Origin of the sequence: Sphingomonas cannabina, assembly GCF_021391395.1 — a bacterium.
In the GTDB taxonomy this organism is placed as follows: domain Bacteria; phylum Pseudomonadota; class Alphaproteobacteria; order Sphingomonadales; family Sphingomonadaceae; genus Sphingomonas; species Sphingomonas cannabina.
The window spans coordinates 3,501,228-3,522,593 of sequence record NZ_CP090059.1 but is presented as its reverse complement, the minus strand read 5'-3'; the positions used below and the strand labels follow the sequence as shown (position 1 = coordinate 3,522,593).

Genomic DNA, 21,366 nt, shown 5'->3' with positions numbered 1-21,366 from the left:
TCAGCGCGGCGCCAGGGTAACGGTGGTCGCCGCGGCGCCGAGCGGGATCGCATAGCCGCCGCGATCGGCGGTGCCGCCGTCGAGCGCATAGGGACGCCCGCTCGCCGTGGTGGTCTCGAACAGCAGCCGCGCGGCCGGCGCGATCGCCGTCGCGGGGTCGAGGGTCAGCGTCACCTTGCCCGAAGCGCTGTCGTAAGTGGCATCGGCGATGCGCCCGGCCTGCAGCGTGATCCACAGCCCGGCGGGGGCGATGAACAGCCGCCGGCGCGCGCCGTCCTTCGGCACGATGCGGACGATCGCGCCCTCGCTCGTCAGGTCGCCGCCGAAGCCGAGCCAGCCGAAGGCCGGGTCCTTCACCACATAGGTCGCTGATGCGATGGCATGGCCATAGAAGCCCATGCCATAGTCACCGGTGATCGCGTCCCAGCGCATCATGTCGGGCCAGGCGTGGAAGGCGGCCGAGCCGAAACCCTGTTGGTCGATGTTGGTGATGCCGCCCATCATGCCGCCATAAGCGACGCGCAGCAGGTGGAGGTCGGCCGGGTTCTGGCGATAGGCGTCGAACAGCGGCACCGCGTTGAGCGCGGAGCCGTAATGGTGGATCTGCCGCTCGATGCGCGAGACCTTGCCGCCGTAGAGGAAATCCCAGTAGCGCCGCGCGTTGCCGTTGTAGCCCCAGCTCGGGATCGTGGGGTCGTAGCCGAGGATCACCTCGCGCGTGACGTCCGCCTGCGGCTGGTAGCCGAAATAGCGCATCCAGGCGTAGACCTCGGGCTGGCCGGTCGAATCCCACGCCATCTCGCTGCCGAACGGGTATTTGAGCGTGCGCCAATGGTCGGCGCGGCCCTTCATCAGCCGCTCCATCTCCGCCGCCTCGACGGTCATCCCTTCGCGCTTCAGGTCCTTGAGGATGTCGAGGAAGACGTCGCCCTCCATCTGGCCGAACTGGGCGTAATAGGGCGCGTCGCGCATCATCGCGACCGACGTGCGGTACGCCCAGTCGAGGTAGAAGCGCCAGTCGTGCCGCTTCACCAGGCCCTGATTGTCGCGCGCCAGGCGATAGAGCACCCAATGGCCGATCGCGACATGGGGATAGTTGTAGGAACGGCCGAGGTCCTCGGCTTCCTTCCTCGGCCAGGCGGTCCAGCTCTTCCAGTTGATGTTGGGATCGTAATAGTCCGGGAATTCCTTGGGATCGTAGTAGAACAGGCTTTTCCTGACCGCGCCGGCATGGGGCCCTTCGGCGACCTGGAGGTGGCCGAGCACGGTTTCGTTGACCAGCCGCTCGAGCTTGGCGACCTCTTGGGGCTCGGGATTGTCGAGCTGCTTGATCGCGGCGGCGACCCAGCTGCCGGCGCCGCCCTCGTCGCTCATGCCGGCGACCCAGGCGCGCGAATCCTGCGTCAGGATCTTGTCGGCCTCACGATCGTAGGTGAGGATCGCGGGTGAGCGGTGGAAGGGATCGCCCTTGCCCTCGAACCATTGTCTCGTCGTGGTGAAGCGGCCGATGTCGGCCATCACCTGTTCCAGCGGCTTGGTGATATAGTAGCTGACGGTCTGCTTCTCGCCGTCGGCATAGGTGACGGTCAGCCGCGCCTGGCCCCAGCCGCTGGCGCGGACGGTGTAGCGGGCCCAATCCGATCCGCTCTCCGCAGGTGTCGCAGTCAGGGCGCCGGCGGGGAAGGACTCGATCGTCGCGACCGCGCTCGGTGCCTTCAGGAACAGGCTGGCCTGCTGGTCGGTCGGCACGACATAGCCGGGGATGCCGATCGCGACCGGGCGCTTGTTGGCGACCAGCGTGTCCTCGATCGCGCGGATGCTGGGTGACCTCACGAAGCGCAGGCCGATGGTGCGGCGCTCGCCCGGCGCCAGGGTGAAGCTGGTCGGCTCGTTCCACTGCTGGCCGGCCTTGGCCCATTCCTTCTCGGCGAAGCCCTTGCTGGCGATCGTCCAGTCGTAGAAGCCCTCCGACACCTGGCCGCGCGGGCTGCGGTCGGTGAAGATGTCGCCCGGCGGCGCGGCTTTGGCCTCCAGGATCGGGCGATAGGCTTCGAGCGGCGTGCCCTTCTCGGGCAGCACCAGCAGCGCCGGGCCATGGCCGTTGAGGCGGGTGATCTGCAGATAGCCGGCGTCGCGGCCGATATAGGGATCGACGAAGCTCGCCTGCGCGTGCGCCTGGTCGAGGTCGCGGTCGAGGATGATGTTGTCGAACACCATCGGCAGGCCGAGCCCGCCGATCTCCACCGGCGCGTTGCTGGCGTTGGTGAGCGTGAAGCGTACGGCCAGCGCACCCTTGTCGTTCACCCAACGGCGCTCGACGCGCAGCGGGATGCCGGCCCCCATCGACGCGGTGATGTCGGCGGCGGCGAGTACCTCACCGCGCGCGGCCAGCCTGGCGATGGCCTTGCGCGCATGGGCGGAGGAATAGTCCTGCCACGCGCCGCCCCCGCTCTTCAGGCGGATATGGATGTCGCCGATGTGAACATAACCGTCGCCGGCGCGCTCGGCTTCGCGGCTGGCCGGCACGAAATCGAATGCGGCCTCCCCGCGCGGCGAAAGCTGCGCCAGCGTCTGGGTGTCGGTGCGCAGCGCCAGGTCGAAGGACTGCGTGCGGAACGCGGTCTTCGCGATCGGCGGGAAGACCTTCTTTGCCGGCGCCTTCTCGGCCTGGGCGAACAACGGCGTCGTCGCCGGCACAGCGGCGAGTAGCGCGACGAGCGGGAGGGCGTGCAAGAAGGGCTTCATCCTGATCCTCGCGGAAGTCATTTCGCGGCCGGCGCGGCGCCGGCGGAGGCGGTCTGCTGTGGCGGGCCGAGCGGCGGCGGCGCCTCGCCGAGCAGGTTCAGCGTGAAATAGTCGCGCAGCTTCTTCCAGAAGAAGGGCTGGTAGACGCGGTGGGTGGTGTTGGGCAGCACCACCATGTCAACGTCGCGGCCGGCGTCCATCAGCGCCTTGGCGAGGCGGAAGCTCTCCGTGACCGGCACGTTGTCGTCGATGTCGCCGTGGATCAGCAGCAGCTTGCCCATCAGGTTGCCGGCGACGGACATGTTGGAATTGCGCTCCCACGTCGCCTCGTCGGCGAAGCCCATCGAGACTTCCGGCCACCAGCTCTTGTCGAGGCGCAGGTCATGGTTGCCCGAGGAGGAGACGCCGACCTTGAAGAAGGCCGGGCGCCTGAGCAGGAAGCGCGCGGTGTCGTAGCCGCCCGCCGATCCGCCGTACACGCCGACGCGGCTCGCATCCATATAGGGATAGCGCGCCGCCATCTGGCGGATGAGCGCGATATGGTCGTCGAGCCCGACCTCGCCGAGGTTCCGGTACGCCGGCAGGCGAAAGGCCTGGCCGCGCCGCGACGTGCCTGTACCGTCGATCATGACGACCACCGCGCCGATCTGCGCCACGCTGTTGCCGCTGACCGTCAGCGCCTGCCCCCAGGTGGCGGGCACGTTGGTGGTGGTCGGCCCGGTGTAGACATTGTCGATGATCGGATAGCGGCGGTTCGGATCGAAGCGCGCCGGGCGGTAGATCATCCCGTAGATCGGCGTGCGGCCGTCGGCAGCGAGACCCTTGAACGGCTCGGGCGGCGTATAGCCGGCGGCGCGCAGGCGGCTGTCGTCGCCCTTGGCCAGCTCCATCACGATCCGTCCGGTCGTGCCATCGCGCAGCACCGCGCGGTTGGGCGAGGTCGGGCTCGACATCTGGTCGACGATCCACCTGCCGTCGGGCGAGACCTCGGCATCGTGGTCGAGCGGCTCGGGCGTCAGCTCGATGGGAGCGCTGCCGTCGAGCGGCACGCGATAGAGCGCGCGCCAATAGGGATTGCGCGCCGCCTCGCGGCCGACGCCGGTGACGATCAGCGAGGAGCCGTCCTTGGCGACATGGTCGACCGACAGCACCTCCCATTCGCCGCGGGTCAGCGGCACGCCGCCGTCGGGCGCGTCCGGGCGGACGAGGTAGAGCTGAGCCCAGCCGGACCGTTCCGAGATGGCGAGTTCGCCGCCAAGCTCCGGCGCCGGCATGATCATGCTGGAGGTAACGGTGACGAGGGGTTTCACCGCCTCATGTGCGACGATATGCGCTGCGCCGGTCTCGGGATCGGCGAGGTAGACCGCCTGCTGACCATAGCCGCGCTCGGTCCAGAGGATGCGCGGCTTGCCGTTCTCCCAGCCCATGTCGGGCGGCGCGGGATAGAGGAGGGATTCGCTGGGAATGGCGAGCGGGACGACCTTCGCCTTGCGCTTGCGCATCGCTCGCTCGACGTCGATGACGACGCGCGTCGCCTGCGGCAGCGTCTCGGCGCCGGCGAGCGGGTAGATGTAGGAGAAGCTGCGCGGATAGAAGCTGCCGGGCGGGTTCTGCTGCGTGATCGACAGTTTCTTGACCCCGCGCGTGTCGAGCCGCCAGGTCAACAGGTAGCGGCCGTCGGGCGACCACTCTGCCGACACCGGCATCGCCGGCTCCTCGGCCCCTTCGCGCAGGATGTCGGAGAGCTCGGGGATCGAGCGGCCATAGGGCTGCTCCCGCGTGCCGTCGGTGGTCAGCGGGACCTCGCGGCCGGTCTTGGCGTCGACCGCGATCAGGTTGAAGTCGCGGGCGACGATCCGCACTCGGCCATCGGGCGAGGGGAGGGCGCGCTCGTCGCGCTTCTCGTCCTCGGCTTTTTCGGCACGCCCGTCCGCGCCGAGCCGCCAGCGGTCGCCGAGCGCGCGAAACCGGACGACGCCCGCCGCCGGATCGAAATCGACGTCGCCGATCTTGGCATCGTCGGCACTTGCCGGCCTGCCTGCCTTCGCGAGAGCCGCGAGGAGCTGCGCCGTGGTCGCGACTTGCCGGCGCGCGGCGGTGGCGAGATCGATATAGTCGTAGCTCTGGCTCCGCGGGTTGCCCGTGCGGATCAGCAGCCCGATGCCGTCGCCGACGAAACGCGGTGCGACATCGGCGTTGTCGATCAGCTCGGCCAGCCGATTGCCCATGAAGCTGTCCGCCTGGGCATAGCGTTCGGCGATACTGGGCGCCGGCGGCATCGCCGCGACCACCGGGCGGTCTGCGGGACGGCCCTCGGCAAAAGCTGGCGAATGGAGGGTCGCCATCCAGGCAAGGGCCAGCAGGCCGGCCGATGTCTTTGCGGAAAACTGGCGATTGCCCACGGTTGCCGGCCACCCTGTCATGCGATGAGGACGGCATCTCATGACGCGCGCGACATGGTGCGTCAATGATAATATACGATATATGATCCGTCTTTTATCCAGGCCCGCTCCGGTGCCCTGTGATAAGGGATGGTCGAGAAAAGGTAGCTGGATGAAGCGGATGATCGGACGAAATGGTGCCCTGACCGGCGAGCAGGCGCCCCTGGCAAAGGGGCGACTCCACCAAGCGGTGGCGCAGCTGCTCGCGACCCAGATCGTCGACGGCACCGTCCCGGTCGGCCATGTCTATCCGGCGGAGGTCGAACATGCGGAACAGCTCGGGGTCTCGCGCTCGGTCCTGCGCGAGGCTTTTCAGATCCTGACCGCCAAGGGGCTGGTGACCAGCCGGCCGAAGGCGGGAACCCGGGTCAGCGAACGGCGTCGATGGAGCCTGCTCGATCCCGATGTCCTGGGATGGCAGATCCAGTCCGGGCCCTCGGAGGAATTCCTGCGCGACCTGTTCGAGCTGCGCATGGTGGTGGAGCCGCAAGCGGCGGAGATGGCGGCGCTGCGCCGGAGCGACGACCAGCTCGTCGACATGGCCAATGCCCTCGACACGATGGAGCACCAGACGCTCGCGACCGAGAAGGGGCGCGCGGCCGACCAGCGGTTCCACGGATTGCTGATGGAAGCGACGCATAACGAGATGATCCATGCGCTTTCGAGCTCGATCATGGCGGCGATCGCCTGGACCACGACGATCAAGCAGCGCGTGCAGCAGACGCCTCGCGATCCAATGCCGGAACACCGCAAGCTGTTCGAGGAGATCGCCGCCCGCAATGCGCGCCAGGCGCAGAAGGCGATGCGCGTCCTGATCGAGCTTGCGCTCGCCGACATGCAGGTGGTGTTGCGGAGGTAAGGCCATCCTTCTCCCCTTGGGAGGGTGAGGGTGACCTCACTCACCACAGTCACCCTCACCCTCCCGCCGCTTCGCGGCTCCTTCCCTCTCCCAATGGGAGAGGGACACTGAGTTCGGGATTGACAGCCGGGACAGCCGGCCTATCGTATGGTATACGATATTCGATAGGAGTTATTGACGCGATGAAAGCCAGTCGCCGCGAATGGATGGCGGGCGTTGCCGCGCTGGCTGTCTGCAACGTCTCCACGTCCGCCATGGCAGCGCTGGCGCCAGGGATTCCGCCGCGCGCGAAGCCGCTGCCGCTGACCGACGTGCGCCTGCGCCCCTCGGACTATGCGACCGCGGTCGAGGTCAACACCGCCTATCTCCATTCGCTGAGCCCCGACCGGCTGCTGCACAATTTCCGCAAATATGCGGGGCTGGAGCCCAAGGCGCCGATCTACGGCGGCTGGGAGTCCGACACGATCGCCGGGCACACGCTCGGCCATTACATGACCGCGCTGGTGCTCGCCTGGCAGCAGACCGGCGACGCCGAATGCCGCCGCCGCGCCGACTATATCGTCGACGAGCTGGCGCTGTGCCAGGCGAAGCGCAGCGACGGCTATGTCGGCGCGCTGGGCCGCAAGACCAAGGACGGCAAGATCGTCGACGGCGAGGAAATCTTCCCCGAGGTGATGCGCGGCGAGATCAAGTCGGGCGGCTTCGACCTCAACGGCTCCTGGTCGCCGCTCTATACGGTCCACAAGATCTTCGCCGGCCTCCTCGACGTCCACGGCGCCTGGGGCAATGCCAAGGCGCTGGAGGTAGTGACCGGCCTCGGCAGCTATTTCGAGACAGTGTTCGCCGCACTCGACGATGCGCAGATGCAGCAGCTGCTCGGCTGCGAATACGGCGGTCTCAACGAAAGCTATGCGGAGCTTTACGCCCGCACCGGCGACCCGCGCTGGCTGAAGGTCGCCGAGCGCCTCTATGACCGCAAGGTGCTCGATCCGCTGGCCGCCGGCGAGGACAAGCTCGCCAACTTCCACGCCAACACGCAGGTCCCCAAACTGATCGGCCTGGCGCGCATCCACGAACTGACCGGTAACGAAGCGCCCGCGCGCGCCGCGCGCTTCTTCTGGGAGCGGGTGACGCAGCATCACAGCTACGTGATCGGCGGCAACGCCGACCGCGAATATTTCTTCGAGCCGGACTCAACCGCGCTGCACCTGACCGAGCAGACCTGCGAGCATTGCAACACCTACAACATGCTCAAGCTGACGCGGCACCTCTATTCGTGGCAGCCCGACGGCGCGCTGTTCGACTATTACGAGCGCGCGCATCTCAACCATGTGATGTCGGCGCAGAACCCGGCCAACGCCGGCTTCACCTACATGACCCCGCTGATGAGCGGCGCGGCACGCGGCTATTCGCAGCCCGACGAGGACGCTTTCTGGTGCTGCGTCGGATCGGGGATGGAAAGCCATGCCAAGCACGGCGATTCGATCTTCTGGGACGGCGGCGACACGCTGTTCGTGAACCTCTACATCCCCGCCGACGCCGAGTGGAAGGCCAAAGGCGTCGCGCTGTCGCTGGAGACCGAATATCCGTTCGAGCCCGACGTCCGCCTGACGCTGAACGCGGTGCGTCAGGGACGGTTCGCGCTGGCGCTGCGCATCCCCGGCTGGGCCGGCGGCCGCGCGACGATCGCCGTCAACGGGGAGAGCGTCCCCGCCACCCCGGCGAACGGCTATGCCGTCATCACGCGTCGCTGGAAGAAGGGGGATGTGGTGACGCTCCGCCTGCCGCTCGAGCTGCGCCTCGAATCCGCGCCGGGCGCCGACGACACCGTGGCGGTGCTGTGCGGGCCGCTGGTGATGGCGGCCGATCTCGGCCCCATCGAGAAGGACTGGACCGGCGTCGAGCCGGCGATGGTGGGCGAGAACCCGCTCGCCGCCTTCACCCCGATCGTGTCGAGTCGACCGCGCTACCGGACGCGGGGCATCATCCGGCCGGAGGACCTCGCCTTCGTGCCGTTCTACAGCCAGTACGAGCGGCGCAGCGCGGTCTACTTCAAGCGCTTCTCCGAAGCGGCATGGAAGACCGAGGAGGCGGCTTTCCTGGCCGAGCAGGCGCGGCAGAAGGACATCGCCGCCCGATCGGTGGATATCATGCACCTCGGCGAGATGCAGCCCGAGCGCGACCATGGGCTGACGTCGGAGATCTCCTATCCGGTCTCCTACCGCGGGCGGAACGGCCGCGATGCCCGCTCCGGCGGCTATTTCGAGTTCGCCATGAAAGTGAAGCCGGGCCCGCTGCTCCTCCAGGCGACCTATTGGGGCGGCGAGCGCCAGCGCAGCTTCGACATCCTGGTCGACGGCGTGAAGCTCGCCACCCAGGCGCTGGCCAACGACCGGCCCGGCAAGTTCTTCGACGTCGAATATCCGATCCCCGAAGCGCTGACCAAGGGCAAGAGCAGCGTCCGCGTGAAGTTCGTGCCGCACGATCGCAGCTCGGCCGGCCCGGTGTTCGGCGTCCGCCTGTTCACCGCCAAGCCGGGGTCGGCGGTGTGAGCAGAGACGGCGATGTCACGCTGACGCTCGGCGAGGCGGAGGCGCTGGCGCGATCGGTGCTGGAGCGGCAGGGCCTTGCACCCGACCATGCCGCCGCCGTCGCGCGCACCATGGCCGCGGGCGAGCGCGACGGCTGCGCGTCGCACGGGCTCTACCGCCTGCTGGTTGCGGCCAACTCGATCGCGAAGGGTGTTGTCGTGCCGGATGCGGTCCCGGTGCTGTCGGAGCCAGCCGTGGCGCTGGTCCGCGTCGACGGCGGCGGCGGCTTCGCCCAGCTGCCGTTCGAGCAGGGCAAGCCGCTACTGGTCGAGAAGGCGCGGCGGTTCGGCATCGCCGCGCTGGCGCTCAACAACGTCGTCCATTTCGCCGCGTTGTGGCCGGAGGTCGAGGCGCTGGCGGGGGAGGGCCTCGCCGCGCTCGCCTTCACCCCCAGCCACGCCTGGGTCGCGCCGGAGGGCGGGACGAAACCGGTGTTCGGCACCAATCCGATCGCCTTCGGCTGGCCGCGGCCGGGCAAGCCGCCGTTCGTGTTCGACTTCGCCACCAGCGCGGTCGCGCGCGGCGAGATCGAGCTCCATCGCCGCGCCGGCAAGCCGATCCCGCCCGACTGGGGCTACGATGACGCCGGCAATCCGTCGACCGATCCCGTCGCGGTGCTGAACGGGGCGATGCGGACCTTCGGCGGGCACAAGGGATCGGCGCTGGCGGCGATGGTCGAGCTGATCGCCGGGCCGCTGATCGGCGACATGACCAGCGCGGAATCGATCGCTGCCGACCAGGGGCGCATGGGATCGCCGATCGGCGGCGAGCTGGTGATCGCGATCGATCCCTCGGGTTTCCTGGGCGCGGGCCTGGAGGACCACCTGCGCCGCGCCGAGGCGATGTTCGAGGCGATCGAGGGACAGGGCGCGCGCCTGCCGTCCGCGCGCCGCTATGCCGCGCGGGTCCGGTCGGAGACGGAGGGCGTGCGGATTCCGGCGCAGCTCCATCGCGACATATCGGCGTTGCTGAAGGCTTAGATTGAGGAAGGGGACGGAGCGTGACGATATCGGGTCGCTGGCTGCTTGCCGGTGTAGCAATCGCAATCTGGACCGCCCCGGCGCCTGCCCAGAAACCGGCCGCGCAATCCGCCGACGAGGCGTTCAAGGCGATCTACACCGCCGAATATGACTGGCGCCTCAAGCAATCCGGGCCGAGCGAGGACGGCCCCAAGGACAAGCAACCGTCGCTCCCCGACGTCGGCCCGGAGGCGCAGGCCGCCCGACTCGCGCGCTGGGAGGCGGTGGAGAAGCAGCTCGCAGGGGTCGACGTGAACCGGCTGTCCCCGGCCAACCGCGTCAACTTCGCGGTCTACAAGGCACAGATCGACGCCCTGCTCGCCGCCCAGCGCTACCGCGAGTACGAGAAGCCGCTGAACGCCGACTCCAGCTTCTGGGGGGAACTGGCCGAAGGCGCACGCGACACCTTCCGCACCGAGGAGGACGCCCGGCGCTACATCGCGATGCTGCGCGAGATTCCCCGCTATTTCGACCAGCAGATCGCCAACATGCGCGCGGGCCTCAAGCGCGGCTTCACCGTGCCGCAGGTGACGCTGAAGGGCCGCGATGCCGGCGTCGCGCTGGTGGCGAATGCGAAGAGCGCGGAGGAATCTCCCTTCTACGCGCCGTTCAAGATGCTGCCGCCGACCATCCCCGCCGCGACCCAGGCAGCGCTGCGCGGCGAGGCGCGCGACGCGATCACCCAGGCGGTGGTGCCCGCCCATGCCAAGCTGCTGGCGTTCCTCAGGACAGAATATATCCCCGGCGCGCGCACGACACTCGCCGCCTACGAGCTGCCCGACGGCAAGGCCTATTACCGCTCGAAGATCCGTGAATTCGTGACGCTCGACAAGAGCCCGGAGGAGATCCATCGGATCGGCCTTGCCGAGATGGCGCGCATCCGCGGCCAGATGGCCGAGGTCATGAAGCAGGTCGACTTCAAGGGCGATTTGCCGGCGTTCCTCACCTTCCTGCGCACCGATCCGCGCTTCTATGCCAAGACGCCGCAGGAGCTGCTCTACCGTGCGGCGTGGATCGCCAAGACTTTCGACGGCAAGGCGTCGCAGTTCTTCGGCCGCCTGCCGCGCAGCCGCTTCGCGATCCGGCCGGTGCCCGACGACATCGCGCCCTTCTACACCGGCGGGCGCGGCGGGCCGGGCATCTACCTCGTCAACACCTACAACCTGCCGGCGCGGCCGCTCTATTCCCAGGTCGCGCTGACGCTGCACGAGAGCGCGCCGGGCCACGCGATGCAGATGCCGCTGGCCGCCGAGAACAAGGACCTGCCGGCCTTCCGCCGCGACACCTATGTGTCGGCCTATGGCGAGGGCTGGGCGCTCTATTGCGAGGCACTGGGCGAGGACATGGGCATGTACGAGACGCCCTACGACCGTTTCGGCATGCTGAGCTACCAGGCATGGCGGGCGTCGCGGCTGGTGGTGGACACCGGCATTCACGCGATGGGCTGGACGCGCGAGCAGGCGCAGCAATATCTCCACGACAATACCGCGCTCGCCGACCACGAGATCGAGACCGAGGTCGACCGCTACATCGCCTGGCCGGGGCAGGCGCTCTCCTATTACATGGGCGAGCTCGCCTTCCTCGACGCGCGCCGGAAGGCGGAGAAGGCGCTGGGGCCCAGGTTCAACATCCGCGCCTTCCACGATGCCGTGCTCGAGCTGGGCGGGGTGCCGCTGCCGGTGATCGACCAGCGCGTCGACCGGCTGATCGCCGACGGCGGAAAGGGCCCCTATCCCGATGAGGAATAGGCTGGCGCCGCTTCTGCTCGCGGGGATGGCGGCCGCCGGCGTGGCGCAGGAACCGCGCGCGATCATCGCGCCGGGCAACCCGATCCTCGCCGACGGCGACTATTATTCGACCGATCCCGCGCCGTTCGTCGCGGACGGCGCGCTGTGGATTCTCGCCGGACGCGACGAGGCGCCGCCGGACGTCAACGACTTCATCATGAACGAATGGCAGCTGCTCAGGACCGACGACCCGGCGTCGGGCAAGTGGCTGCACTATCCCGCCGTCGCGCGGCCGGAGCAGGTGTTCGCCTGGGCGGAGACCGGCCGTGCCTATGCCGGGCAGATCGTGCAGGGGCCGGACCGGCGCTATTATCTCTACGCGCCGGTGCTGGAGAAGGACAGCGACGCGCCGGACCGTTTCGCGATCGGCGTCGCCGTCGCCGACAATCCGGCCGGGCCGTGGCGCGACGCGCACCCCTCCGGCCCGATCGTCTCGCAGCGCGTGCCGGTGCGCAACGACATCCAGAATATCGATCCCACCGTGCTGATCGACGACGATGGCCGGGTCTATCTCTACTGGGGCACCTTCGGTCGGCTGCGCGGCATCGAGCTCGAACGCGACATGATCACCCCCAAGGGCCCCGAGCAGGTCATCGAGGGCCTGACCGGTTTCTTCGAGGCGCCGTGGATCATGAAGCGCAAGGGCGTCTACTACATGCTCTACGCCGGCAACCGCGCGGGGCCGGCGTCCGACTGCACGCCGGCGCTCTATCACGCCTGCATCGCCTACGGCACCGCGCCGTCGCCGATGGGGCCGTGGACCTATCGCGGCGTCGTGCTGAAGCCGGTGTCCTCCACCACCTCCCATGCCGGGGCGGTGGAATACAATGGCCAGTGGTATCTCGCCTATCACACCGCCGATGCGAAGGACGGTGGCCATTTCCGGCGCAGCGTCGCGCTCGACCGGATGGAGTGGGACGACAGCGTGACGCCCGCCGCGATCCGCCTGGTGGTGCCCACGCCGCGCCCGCGGCCGCCGCTTGGCGTCACCCGCAACATCGCCCGCGCCGCCTTCGCGACCGCGTCCAACGATCCGGTGCCGGTGCAGTTCTGGATCAAGGCGCTGAACGACGGCATCACCAAGGCCGCGCCGCTGCCGCCCGACATGTGGGGCAGCTGGACCGCGAACAATCCCCGCAGCCAGTGGATCGAATATCGCTGGAACCGGCCGGTGACGATCGACGGGTCGCGCATCTGGTTCTGGAACGACCAGCCGGCGGGATCGGGGATCGGAGTGGCGCCGCCGGCGCACTGGCACCTCGAATATTGGGATCGCGGCTGGAAGCCGGTGCCGGGGGCCGGCGCTTATGGCACCACGCCGGGCACGTTCCAGACGGTGACCTTCCCTCCGCTCAGGACGCGCTGCCTGCGCGCGGTCATGACCGCTTCGAGCGACGGCAAGACCAACGCCGCCCTCGCGGTCCAGGAATGGGAAGTGCTGGCGCCCGCCGCTCGCGAGCCGATGATACGAGAGCAAGGGAAGCAGCCGCCCGCATCCTGCGGCTAGCTTCTACCCCCCTTCAGATAGAAGCAGAGTGCTCCTGCGAAGGCAGGAGCCAGGCCGCGAGCGATGTGCCCGCGATCCAACGCTCCTGCCTTCGCAGGAGCACGAGTCCGCTTTGTCCGAACCGGGCGGAGCCGCCACCTCCACTTGTTTCCCCTCCGTGACAACCCTGTTGACTCCCTCAGAATAATATAGTTTGTATACGATATAAAGTAGGGCGTTTGACCCGAAAAACAAAAGGGGGGTTTGGGGATGAAGTCACTTACGCTGCTCAGGATGTCGACCGCGCTGCCGGTCTTCGCGCTCGCCTCGATCTCGCCGATGGCATTGGCGCAAGTGGCCTCCGATTCATCAGACCAGACTGCTACGCTGCCGTCCGACCAGGAAGGGAACGCGTCGGACATCCTCGTGATCGGCGTCCGCGGCAGCGTCGAGGCGGCTTCGACCAAGAAGAAGAACGCCAAGCAGATCGTCGATTCCGTCGTCGCGGAAGACGCCGGCAAGTTGCCGGACAACAATGTACCCGAGGCGCTCTCACGCGTGACCGGCGTGCAGATCGATCGCGAGCGCGGGCAGGGGCAGAGCGTCACCATCCGCGGCCTCAGCCAGGTGCAGACGACGATCAACGGCAACAACACCAACCTGGGGACGGAGCGCTCGCTCAACCTCGCCGATATTCCCGCCGAGCTGCTGAAATCCGTCGAGGTCTACAAGACGCGCACGGCCGATCAGGTGGAAGGCGGCGTTGCCGGAACCGTCAATGTCGAGCTGCGGCGCCCGCTGGACCTCAAGAAGGGATGGACGATCGCGGGCAGCGCACGTGGCGCCTATGACGAATTCGCGAAAAAGGTCAGTCCCTACGGCAGCCTTCTTGTCGGAGACCGTTTCGAGACGGGGATCGGCGAACTGGGCTTTCTGGTCAACGGATCGTGGACCAAGACCTTCTACCGGGAAAACTACGTCGAGAGCGAATCGCCGGATACCGTCTGCTGCGAGGCGGATCCGAACAGTCCCCTATACAATCTTCCCGCCAACCTGCGGAACATCGTCATCCCCTATCGCACCCAATATGGGCTGGAGAGCGGGCATGTCACGCGCCCCTCGGTCAACGTCGTGCTCCAATGGAAACCTTCGGACAAACTGGAGTTCGTGCTGGAGGGCGGCTACCTCGGTTCGCGGGAAAAGCGTTCGATCGACAAGATGTGGACGCTCAATCGCGAATGGAACACGCAGTTCAGCGGCATCGAATTGATGCCCGACGGGCAGACGATCAGCAAGCTGACCATTGCCGATCCCAACGGTGTCCGGGCCTATATCGAAGGCACTTACAACTCGCTCGAATCCAACCTCTACACCACGAACTTCGAGGCGAACTGGAAGGGCGACCGGGCGCAGCTCCACTTCGGCGCGCAGTACAACTGGAGCAATGACAGCTATTATTTCGTCCAGCAGATCCTGCGCCCGCAGAATCTGGCCTCGGCGACGATCGACTTCGTCTCGAACAATTATTCGCGGCCGATCCCGTCGATCACCCTCAACGGCGTCGATCTCGACGATGTCTCGGTCTACGGCGTCGATCGCTTCCAGGACAATGCCGGCGACTCCAAGAACAAGGAGTTCGCGACCCAGGCCGACCTGACGCTGACGCTGAGCAATGACAGCTTCCTGCGTTCGCTGCAGGCCGGCGTGCGTTACAACCGGCGCAAGGTCGACCGCTACTACGGCTATCGCGACGGTTTTCCGCGCGTCAATGGCGTGGCTGCTCCGCTCACGGCTCTGCCGGGGGGCGATCAGGCGGCGATGATCGGTCCGGACCTCGACGGATCGCCGCAATGGTATCGCATTCCCGGCCCGGTGCTGCTCGCCAACATCACCGCGGTCCGCGAGTATATCCAGGTAACCGATCCGGGGAATGCGGAGCGTTTCGCGAGCGAACTGCCGCCGAGCGATCAGGGGCAGACGTTCCGGTCGACCGAAAACACTTTTGCCGCCTATGCGCAGCTCAACTACGGACTGGATGTCGGCTTCCCGATCGATGGCGTCATCGGTTTGCGCGCGGTCAATACCTGGGGCGTGTCGAACAGTTTCAACTATCGCATCTCCCCCGCCCCGGAAAATGCGCTGATCATCGAACAGGCGACCGGCCGCGGCAATTTCATGGATTATCTGCCCAGCGTCACGAGCACGCTGCACTTCGATTCCAAGACCCAGCTCCGCCTGTCCTACACCACCAATGTCTCGCGGCCGAGCTTCTACGATCTTCGTCCCTTCTATTTCGTCGATCCCAATGCCGCGAACCCGCGCGTCGATGCCGGCAATCCCGATCTGAAGGCGCAGAAGGAATGGGCGATCGACGGCAGCCTGGAACATTATTTCGGTCGCGCCGGGTCCGCGTCGCTGGCGGGATACTACAAGAAGGTCACCAACTGGACCTACTATAGCGCCGAAATCGTGGACGATCTTGCCGCCTATGGGCTACCCGGCCGCAGCGGCACCGTCGCCCAACAGCGTAACGCCGGCGATGGCGAGTTCATCGGCGCGGAGGCCGCGGTTCAGAGCTTCTTCGATTTCCTGCCGGGCTTCTGGAAGAACTTCGGCGCCAGCTTGAATGTGACTCGCATCATCCGCGCTCGCGTCGAATATCCCTATCCCGAGGATTTTCCGGGTGCGTTCGATTCTGTCGATACTTCGAAGTGGACGGCCAACGCGGCTCTTTATTATGATACGCCGAAGTTCAGCACGCGCGTCGCGTTCAATTATCGCTCCCCTTATCGCCTGTGGGTGTGGACCGACAATCCGGAATATTCCTGGTACAACGACGATACCTATCGGCTCGACGCGGCGATCAACTACACTCCCGTCAAGTTCATGACCTTTTCCCTCGAAGGGACGAACCTGCTCGGCAACGATGTCTATCGCTATTTCGGTCAGCAGAATCTGCTGCCGCTGGGTGTCCGTACCCTGGCGCGGACGGTGCAAGGCAGTGTCCGTTTCCGGTTCTGAGGCGATCGCCGGCACGGCGGCGGCATGATGAAAGGAGCCATGGCGCAAGACGCCGTGGCTCTTTTCGTTTGAAGGCTACGCATATCGTCCTACCATCCATACCGGCGATCTTGGGGACGATCATTTTCTTTGGGAGGTAATCCATGTCCCGGGAATCCATACTGAGGAATACCACCCTGATCCTATCGCTGCTGCTTGCCGTCGGCCCGGCTGCGGCACGGGAGGACGCGGCGCGAGCCAGGCGCTGTGTGCCCCAGGGCTTGGTCGCGGCGCCGGTCGTGCGGGACGACGGCCGCCTCTACTTCCGCGGCCAGCCCGACCGCCGGCAATCCTATATCGCGGTGTTCAAGGGCGGTGAGTGTCCCGGCCTCAACCGCTTCTCGATCGTCGCGATCGAGACCACCGGGGCCGGCTATTGCGAAGGGGACAAGGTCCAATCGCGGACGACGCCGACCCAGATTCCCGGTCCGCGCTGCGTGATCGATCACCTGCAGCCCTTCGCCGGTGACCTGGACGATCCGATTCCACCGGATCCTGTGTGGTAAAAATCATTGCTGCGGTGCGGAAGCCCTCTTGTGCATGCGTTGGTAATATCGTATACGATATTTGATAAACAAGAACGCAGGTAGAGCATCATGGCAATTGGTTGGAAGGGCGTATTTCCGGCAGTCACCACGCAGCTGCGCGAGGATCTGTCGATCGATCTCGCCGACACGCAGCGCGTCGTCGACGATCTGATCCGCGACGGCGTGACCGGCGTGATCGCGCTGGGCACGGTCGGCGAGAACAATTCCCTGGAATATGCCGAAAAGGTGTCGGTACTCTCCGCGATCGTCGAGGTGGTGGCGGGGCGCGTTCCGGTGATCACCGGCGTGTCGGAGTATGACACGCGCCGCGCCGTCCGCTACGCGCAGGCGGCCGAGAAGGCTGGCGCCGACGGCCTGATGCTGCTGCCGCCGATGGTCTATGTGCCCAAGCCGCACGAGCTGGTCGCGCATTTCAAGGGCGTGGCCGATCAGACCGGCCTGCCGATCATGCTCTACAGCAACCCGCCGGCCTATCGCACGGTGATCGGTGCCGAAGTGCTGACCGCGCTGATCGACGTGAAGAACATCGTCGCGGTCAAGGAATCGGCGCCGGACACCCGCCGCTTCACCGATTTCCGCAACGCGTTCGGCGACCGCTACACGCTGTTCGCCGGCCTCGACGACGTCGCGCTGGAGAGCCTGTACCTCGGCGCGCAGGGCTGGGTGTCGGGCCTCACCAACGCCTTCCCGAAGGAATCAGTCGAGCTCGTCGCCGCCTTCGAGCGCGGCGACCATGCCAAGGCGCTGGAAATCTACCGCTGGTTCATGCCGCTGCTGCATCTCGATGCCGAGCACGACCTGGTCCAGTCGATCAAGCTGGCCGAGCAGGTGATGGGCCGCGGGTCCGAGCGCGTGCTGCCGCCGCGCCTGGTGCTGCAGGGCGAGCGCCGCGCGCAGGTGATCGCCATGGTCGAGAAGGCGGCGGCGACGCGGCCGGACCTGTCCGCCGCGGCCGTGGCGGCGGAAGCGGCGGCCTGACGCACGACGATGCGCCACACCTTCTTCTGCATCGATGGCCACACCGCCGGCAATCCCGTCCGCCTGGTGGCGGGCGGGGCACCGCTGCTGAAGGGCGGCTCGATGTCCGAGCGGCGGCAGGATTTTCTCGCCCGCTTCGACTGGATCCGCACCGGCCTGTGCTTCGAACCGCGCGGGCACGACATGATGTCGGGCGGATTCCTCTATCCGCCGACGCAGCCCGAAAACGACATCGGCATCCTGTTCATCGAGACCAGCGGCTGCCTGCCGATGTGCGGCCACGGCACGATCGGCATCGTCACCTTCGGCCTCGAGCACGGGCTCATCCAGCCGGCGACGCCGGGAAATCTCCGCATCGAAGTGCCCGCCGGCGTCATCGACATCGCCTATGAAACCGCCGGCGAGAAGGTGACATCGGTCCGCATCACCAACGTCCCGGCATATGTCGCGGCGCGCGGCATCGTCGTGGACGTGGAAGGGATCGGCCCATTGTCGATCGACGTCGCCTATGGCGGCAACTATTACGCGATCATCGAGCCGCAGGGCGCCTATACCGGCCTCGACGACATGGGCGCGTCGAGGCTCGTCGACTTGAGCGGCCGCATCCGCGCCGCCATCCGCGAGACGTTCGAGCCCGTCCATCCGCTCGATCCGACGATCCGCGGGGTCAGCCATATCCTCTGGGCCGACCGGCCGAAGGGCGAGGGCGCCGACGGCCGCAACGCCGTCTTCTACGGCGACAAGGCGATCGATCGCAGCCCGTGCGGCACCGGCACCTCGGCGCGGCTGGCGCATCTGGCGGCAACGGGCCGGCTCGCGGTCGGCGACCGGTTCGTCCACGAAAGCTATATCGGCAGCCGCTTCGTCGGCCGCATCGAGCAGGCGGTGACGCTGAGCGACCAACCGGCGATTATCCCTTCGATCGAAGGCTCGGCGATTGCCACCGGATTCAACACGATCTGGATCGACCGCGCGGACCCGTTCTGGGCCGGCTTCCAGGTAAAATGACGCCGCGGATGTCGGAGTGTCTCGCCCCCGCGTAGCGTCGCGCGGGTCGCCGCCTGCTGAGATTGGCGCACCTTCGTGCTTCTGCGGAGGCAGGAGCGCTGGATCATGAACGTGTCGCTCGCGGCCTGAGCTCCTGCCTTTGCAGGAGCACCGAAGCTGTTTCGATCCGAATAGGATGGTTTCAGGAAGATGGTGCCCAGGGGCGGGATCGAACCACCGACACTGCGATTTTCAGTCGCATGCTCTACCAACTGAGCTACCTGGGCATTCACGGCGTGCCGCGAAGGAGCGTCGCCTTTAGTCGCGGCTTTCGGGGCTGTCTAGCCCCGCCGGATCGACCGGCGGGCCCGGCAGGCGATAGCCCTCGCCGAGCCAGTTCAGCAGGTCGCGGTCGCGGCAGCCCTGGCTGCAGAAGGGCGCGAGCCCGGGATCGGTCGGCTTGCCGCACAGCGGGCAGAGATCATGCGAATTGGGCCTGGACATGCCCGCCGGACATGGTGAGCGACGCGTCCTCGCGCAAGACGATTTCGGTGCCGAGGCGGCGGGCCAGCTCCTCCCGCCAGCCGGGAGCGATCGCGGCGATCACCGCCGGGTGCGCCGTGAGCGTCCGCGCGCCCGCGCCGGATGTGCGCTCGGCGCGGCGGAGGAGCGCGCGGGCATGGGCGGGCGCCGGCTCCATCGCGTAAATCTCGGGCAGCGATCGGCGGCGGCGCGGGCGGACGATCTGGACGAAGCCGAAGCCGTTGACGGCGGTGCGCTCGAACGGCTGCGGCAGTGCGGCGTCGATCGCCTCCGCTGCGGCGTGGCGCACGGCCTTGTCGGCCCCGCCCGGGAGGTCGATGCCGATCGAGCCGGCGATGTCGAGGCGGCGGATCGCTTCGGCCGCGGCTCGCGCGCCGGCGATCGCGAGCGGCGCGGACGCGAGCGTGCCGTCGACGTCGATCAGCGTCATCGCCGGTGTCAGCGCGATGCGGAGCTCGCCGCCGGGAAACGCGACCACGCCCGTGGCGGCCTCCTCGATCAGCTCGGACCATCCGGCCGCCTCGAGCAGGTCGGGGTCCGTGTGCCGCAGCGCGCGCCCGTCGAGCGACGGTGCCGGTGCGGGCTCGGCATCGCTGGGGCGGGCGCGGGCGCGCTTGGGCTTGCCGGGCTCGGGGATGGCCGGCCGGACGATCTCGACGCGGGTGAGCGCCCCCTCGGTGACGCCGGCGGGGAGGGGCGACACCAGCGCCTCATGCCCGTCCCAGGCGACGATGCCCTGACCCCGCTCAGGGATACGGGCGACGAGGCGCGCCTCCACCACCGTCCCGGCGATCAGCTCACCGTCGGGAATGATCCGTGCTTCCAGGATGCGATCGCCCTCGACCAGCACGGCGCGGGTTTCGCCGATGCCGGCCTCGACCAGCCACTCAGCCAAGCGGATAGCCCGCGGCACTGAGCAGCGCGCGCGTCTCATAGACGGGCAGGCCGACCACGCCCGAATGGCTGCCGGACAGGAAGCGCACGAACGCCTCGGCGCGGCCCTGGATGGCATAGCCGCCCGCTTTGCCCATGCCTTCGCCGCTGGCGACATACCAGTCGATCTCGGCGTCGCTGAGGCGCTTGAAGGCGACGACGGTCTGCGAGACGCGCAGCCGCGCGCGGCCCTCGCGGTCGATCACGCAGACCGCCGAGAAACAGGCGTGGCGCCGGCCGGAGAGCAGGCCGAGCATCCGGCGGAGGTCCGCTTCGTCGCGCGGCTTCTCCAGGATGCGTCGGCCGACGGCGACGGTGGTGTCGCCGGCGAGGACGATCTCGTCCGGCGTGCGTTCGACCGCGCGGGCCTTGGCCTCGGCGAGGCGCAGGACGTAGGGTTTGGGCAGCTCGCCCTTGAGCGGCGTCTCGTCGATGTCGGGCGCGGCGAGCCGGGCCGGCGCGATGCCGAGCCGCGCGAGCAGCTCGAGCCGGCGCGGCGAAGTGGAGGCGAGAACGAGTGCGGGCGGTTCGCTCAGGATTGCGGCCCGGGCCCGCCGCGGCCGGGCATGAAGCGATAGGTGATGCGGCCCTTGGTCAGGTCATAGGGAGTGAGCTCGACCAGCACTTCGTCGCCGACGAGCACGCGGATGCGGTTCTTGCGCATCTTGCCGGCGGTGTGGCCGAGAATTTCGTGATCATTCTCCAGCCGCACGCGGAACATCGCATTGGGCAGGAGCTCGACCACCTGGCCGCGCATTTCGAGCAGTTCTTCCTTGGCCAAACAAAACCTCTTGGGTGCAAACGGGTGGCGCCCCTTACTCCCTGAACGGCAAAAAGGAAAGCGGCGAAGGGACTTGGCGGCAAGGTGGACTGTCCGCGTCCGGACAGCATGCGTCCGTTTCCGTTCAGGTCCGGATGTGAGAAACCGGCGATCGGCGCCAAGGCTTGGCCGAAATTGCTTGGCTCATTCGGTTAAGTGATTGAATTTGTGTAAGTGGAGGCACTTGGCACGGGGGATGCACCTCGTTGGACGCGGGCGACGAGCCCGAGCGTTCAGTTCGAGGAGGTTTCCATGTCCGTTTCACTTCGTCCGTTCGGTGCCGCCCTTGCCGCCGGGATCGCCGCCACCCTCTGCATCGCCGCGGCGGCCGCGCCGGCGATGGCGCGCGACAAGGAGGAGTCGGTATCCTCCAAATTCGACGTGAAGACCCAGGGCGACAAGATCTGCCTGATCGCGAAGGAGGTCACGACCGGCTCGATCATGAAGCCGCGCACCTGCAAGACCCGCGAGGCCTGGGCGGCCGAGGGCGTGAAGTTCTCGGCGCGTGCGGATGCAGCGAAGGTCGCGGCGAACTGACGTCGCCGTCGGCCTTCAATCGTCCCAATGAA

General features: G+C 67.3%; 16 protein-coding genes and 1 tRNA gene. 10 read left to right on the top strand and 7 right to left on the bottom strand.

The window, feature by feature from the left end:
• Both LZK98_RS16650 and LZK98_RS16645 read right to left on the bottom strand, forming a co-directional pair.
• Nucleotides 1–2,745 (bottom strand): DUF5695 domain-containing protein, encoded by a 2,745-nt coding sequence (locus tag LZK98_RS16650; protein ID WP_233783639.1) that lies wholly within the window; start codon nucleotides 2,743–2,745, stop codon nucleotides 1–3.
• A 17-nt stretch (nucleotides 2,746–2,762) separates the two neighbouring features.
• The gene (locus LZK98_RS16645; protein WP_233783638.1) at nucleotides 2,763–5,090 is read right to left on the bottom strand and encodes a S9 family peptidase; all 2,328 of its coding nucleotides are present in this window, start codon (nucleotides 5,088–5,090) and stop codon (nucleotides 2,763–2,765) included.
• Nucleotides 5,091–5,298: 208 nt separating this feature from the next.
• Between LZK98_RS16645 and LZK98_RS16640 the strand changes: the two genes are divergently transcribed.
• From LZK98_RS16640 to LZK98_RS16600, 9 genes are all read left to right on the top strand, one after another.
• Entirely contained in the window at nucleotides 5,299–6,045 is a 747-nt protein-coding gene (locus LZK98_RS16640; RefSeq protein ID WP_319937510.1) for a FadR/GntR family transcriptional regulator, read from the top strand.
• Between the two features lie 182 nt (nucleotides 6,046–6,227).
• Nucleotides 6,228–8,597 (top strand): glycoside hydrolase family 127 protein, encoded by a 2,370-nt coding sequence (locus LZK98_RS16635; RefSeq protein WP_233783637.1) that lies wholly within the window; start codon nucleotides 6,228–6,230, stop codon nucleotides 8,595–8,597.
• Nucleotides 8,594–9,616 (top strand): Ldh family oxidoreductase, encoded by a 1,023-nt coding sequence (locus LZK98_RS16630; protein ID WP_319937509.1) that lies wholly within the window; start codon nucleotides 8,594–8,596, stop codon nucleotides 9,614–9,616. Before LZK98_RS16635 ends, LZK98_RS16630 begins: the two co-directional genes overlap by 4 nt.
• Before the next feature lie 20 nt (nucleotides 9,617–9,636).
• Complete coding sequence (locus LZK98_RS16625) at nucleotides 9,637–11,403, top strand: DUF885 domain-containing protein (RefSeq protein WP_406693395.1); 1,767 nt, start codon at nucleotides 9,637–9,639, stop codon at nucleotides 11,401–11,403.
• Nucleotides 11,393–12,949, top strand: coding sequence for a family 43 glycosylhydrolase (locus LZK98_RS16620; protein ID WP_233783636.1), 1,557 nt, complete (start codon nucleotides 11,393–11,395; stop codon nucleotides 12,947–12,949). The genes LZK98_RS16625 and LZK98_RS16620 overlap by 11 nt, the downstream gene beginning before the upstream one ends.
• A gap of 249 nt (nucleotides 12,950–13,198) precedes the next feature.
• Nucleotides 13,199–15,949 carry a TonB-dependent receptor gene (locus tag LZK98_RS16615; protein WP_233783635.1) on the top strand — a complete coding sequence of 917 codons (2,751 nt, stop codon included), beginning with the start codon at nucleotides 13,199–13,201 and terminating at the stop codon, nucleotides 15,947–15,949.
• Nucleotides 15,950–16,092: 143 nt separating this feature from the next.
• Complete coding sequence (locus LZK98_RS16610) at nucleotides 16,093–16,494, top strand: hypothetical protein (RefSeq protein WP_233783634.1); 402 nt, start codon at nucleotides 16,093–16,095, stop codon at nucleotides 16,492–16,494.
• 90 nt (nucleotides 16,495–16,584) lie between these two features.
• Complete coding sequence (locus tag LZK98_RS16605) at nucleotides 16,585–17,514, top strand: dihydrodipicolinate synthase family protein (RefSeq protein ID WP_233783633.1); 930 nt, start codon at nucleotides 16,585–16,587, stop codon at nucleotides 17,512–17,514.
• 9 nt (nucleotides 17,515–17,523) lie between these two features.
• Nucleotides 17,524–18,522 carry a 4-hydroxyproline epimerase gene (locus tag LZK98_RS16600; RefSeq protein WP_233783632.1) on the top strand — a complete coding sequence of 333 codons (999 nt, stop codon included), beginning with the start codon at nucleotides 17,524–17,526 and terminating at the stop codon, nucleotides 18,520–18,522.
• Nucleotides 18,523–18,712: 190 nt separating this feature from the next.
• Here the strand turns inward: LZK98_RS16600 and LZK98_RS16595 are convergent.
• The 5 genes from LZK98_RS16595 to infA form a co-directional block, all read right to left on the bottom strand.
• Nucleotides 18,713–18,788: transfer RNA gene (locus LZK98_RS16595), tRNA-Phe, on the bottom strand.
• A 31-nt stretch (nucleotides 18,789–18,819) separates the two neighbouring features.
• Complete coding sequence (locus tag LZK98_RS16590; RefSeq protein WP_233783631.1) at nucleotides 18,820–19,005, bottom strand: DNA gyrase inhibitor YacG; 186 nt, start codon at nucleotides 19,003–19,005, stop codon at nucleotides 18,820–18,822.
• Nucleotides 18,983–19,939 (bottom strand): ribonuclease, encoded by a 957-nt coding sequence (locus LZK98_RS16585; protein ID WP_233783630.1) that lies wholly within the window; start codon nucleotides 19,937–19,939, stop codon nucleotides 18,983–18,985. Before LZK98_RS16585 ends, LZK98_RS16590 begins: the two co-directional genes overlap by 23 nt.
• Complete coding sequence (locus tag LZK98_RS16580) at nucleotides 19,932–20,513, bottom strand: Maf family protein (protein ID WP_233786621.1); 582 nt, start codon at nucleotides 20,511–20,513, stop codon at nucleotides 19,932–19,934. The genes LZK98_RS16585 and LZK98_RS16580 overlap by 8 nt, the downstream gene beginning before the upstream one ends.
• Nucleotides 20,510–20,758: a translation initiation factor IF-1 gene (gene infA / locus LZK98_RS16575; RefSeq protein WP_097063066.1), complete on the bottom strand. Its 249-nt coding sequence runs from the start codon at nucleotides 20,756–20,758 to the stop codon at nucleotides 20,510–20,512. The genes LZK98_RS16580 and infA overlap by 4 nt, the downstream gene beginning before the upstream one ends.
• Before the next feature lie 291 nt (nucleotides 20,759–21,049).
• Here infA and LZK98_RS16570 point away from each other — a divergent pair, with 291 nt between their 5' ends.
• Nucleotides 21,050–21,334, top strand: coding sequence for a hypothetical protein (locus LZK98_RS16570; protein ID WP_233783629.1), 285 nt, complete (start codon nucleotides 21,050–21,052; stop codon nucleotides 21,332–21,334).
• Nucleotides 21,335–21,366: the final 32 nt, after the last annotated feature.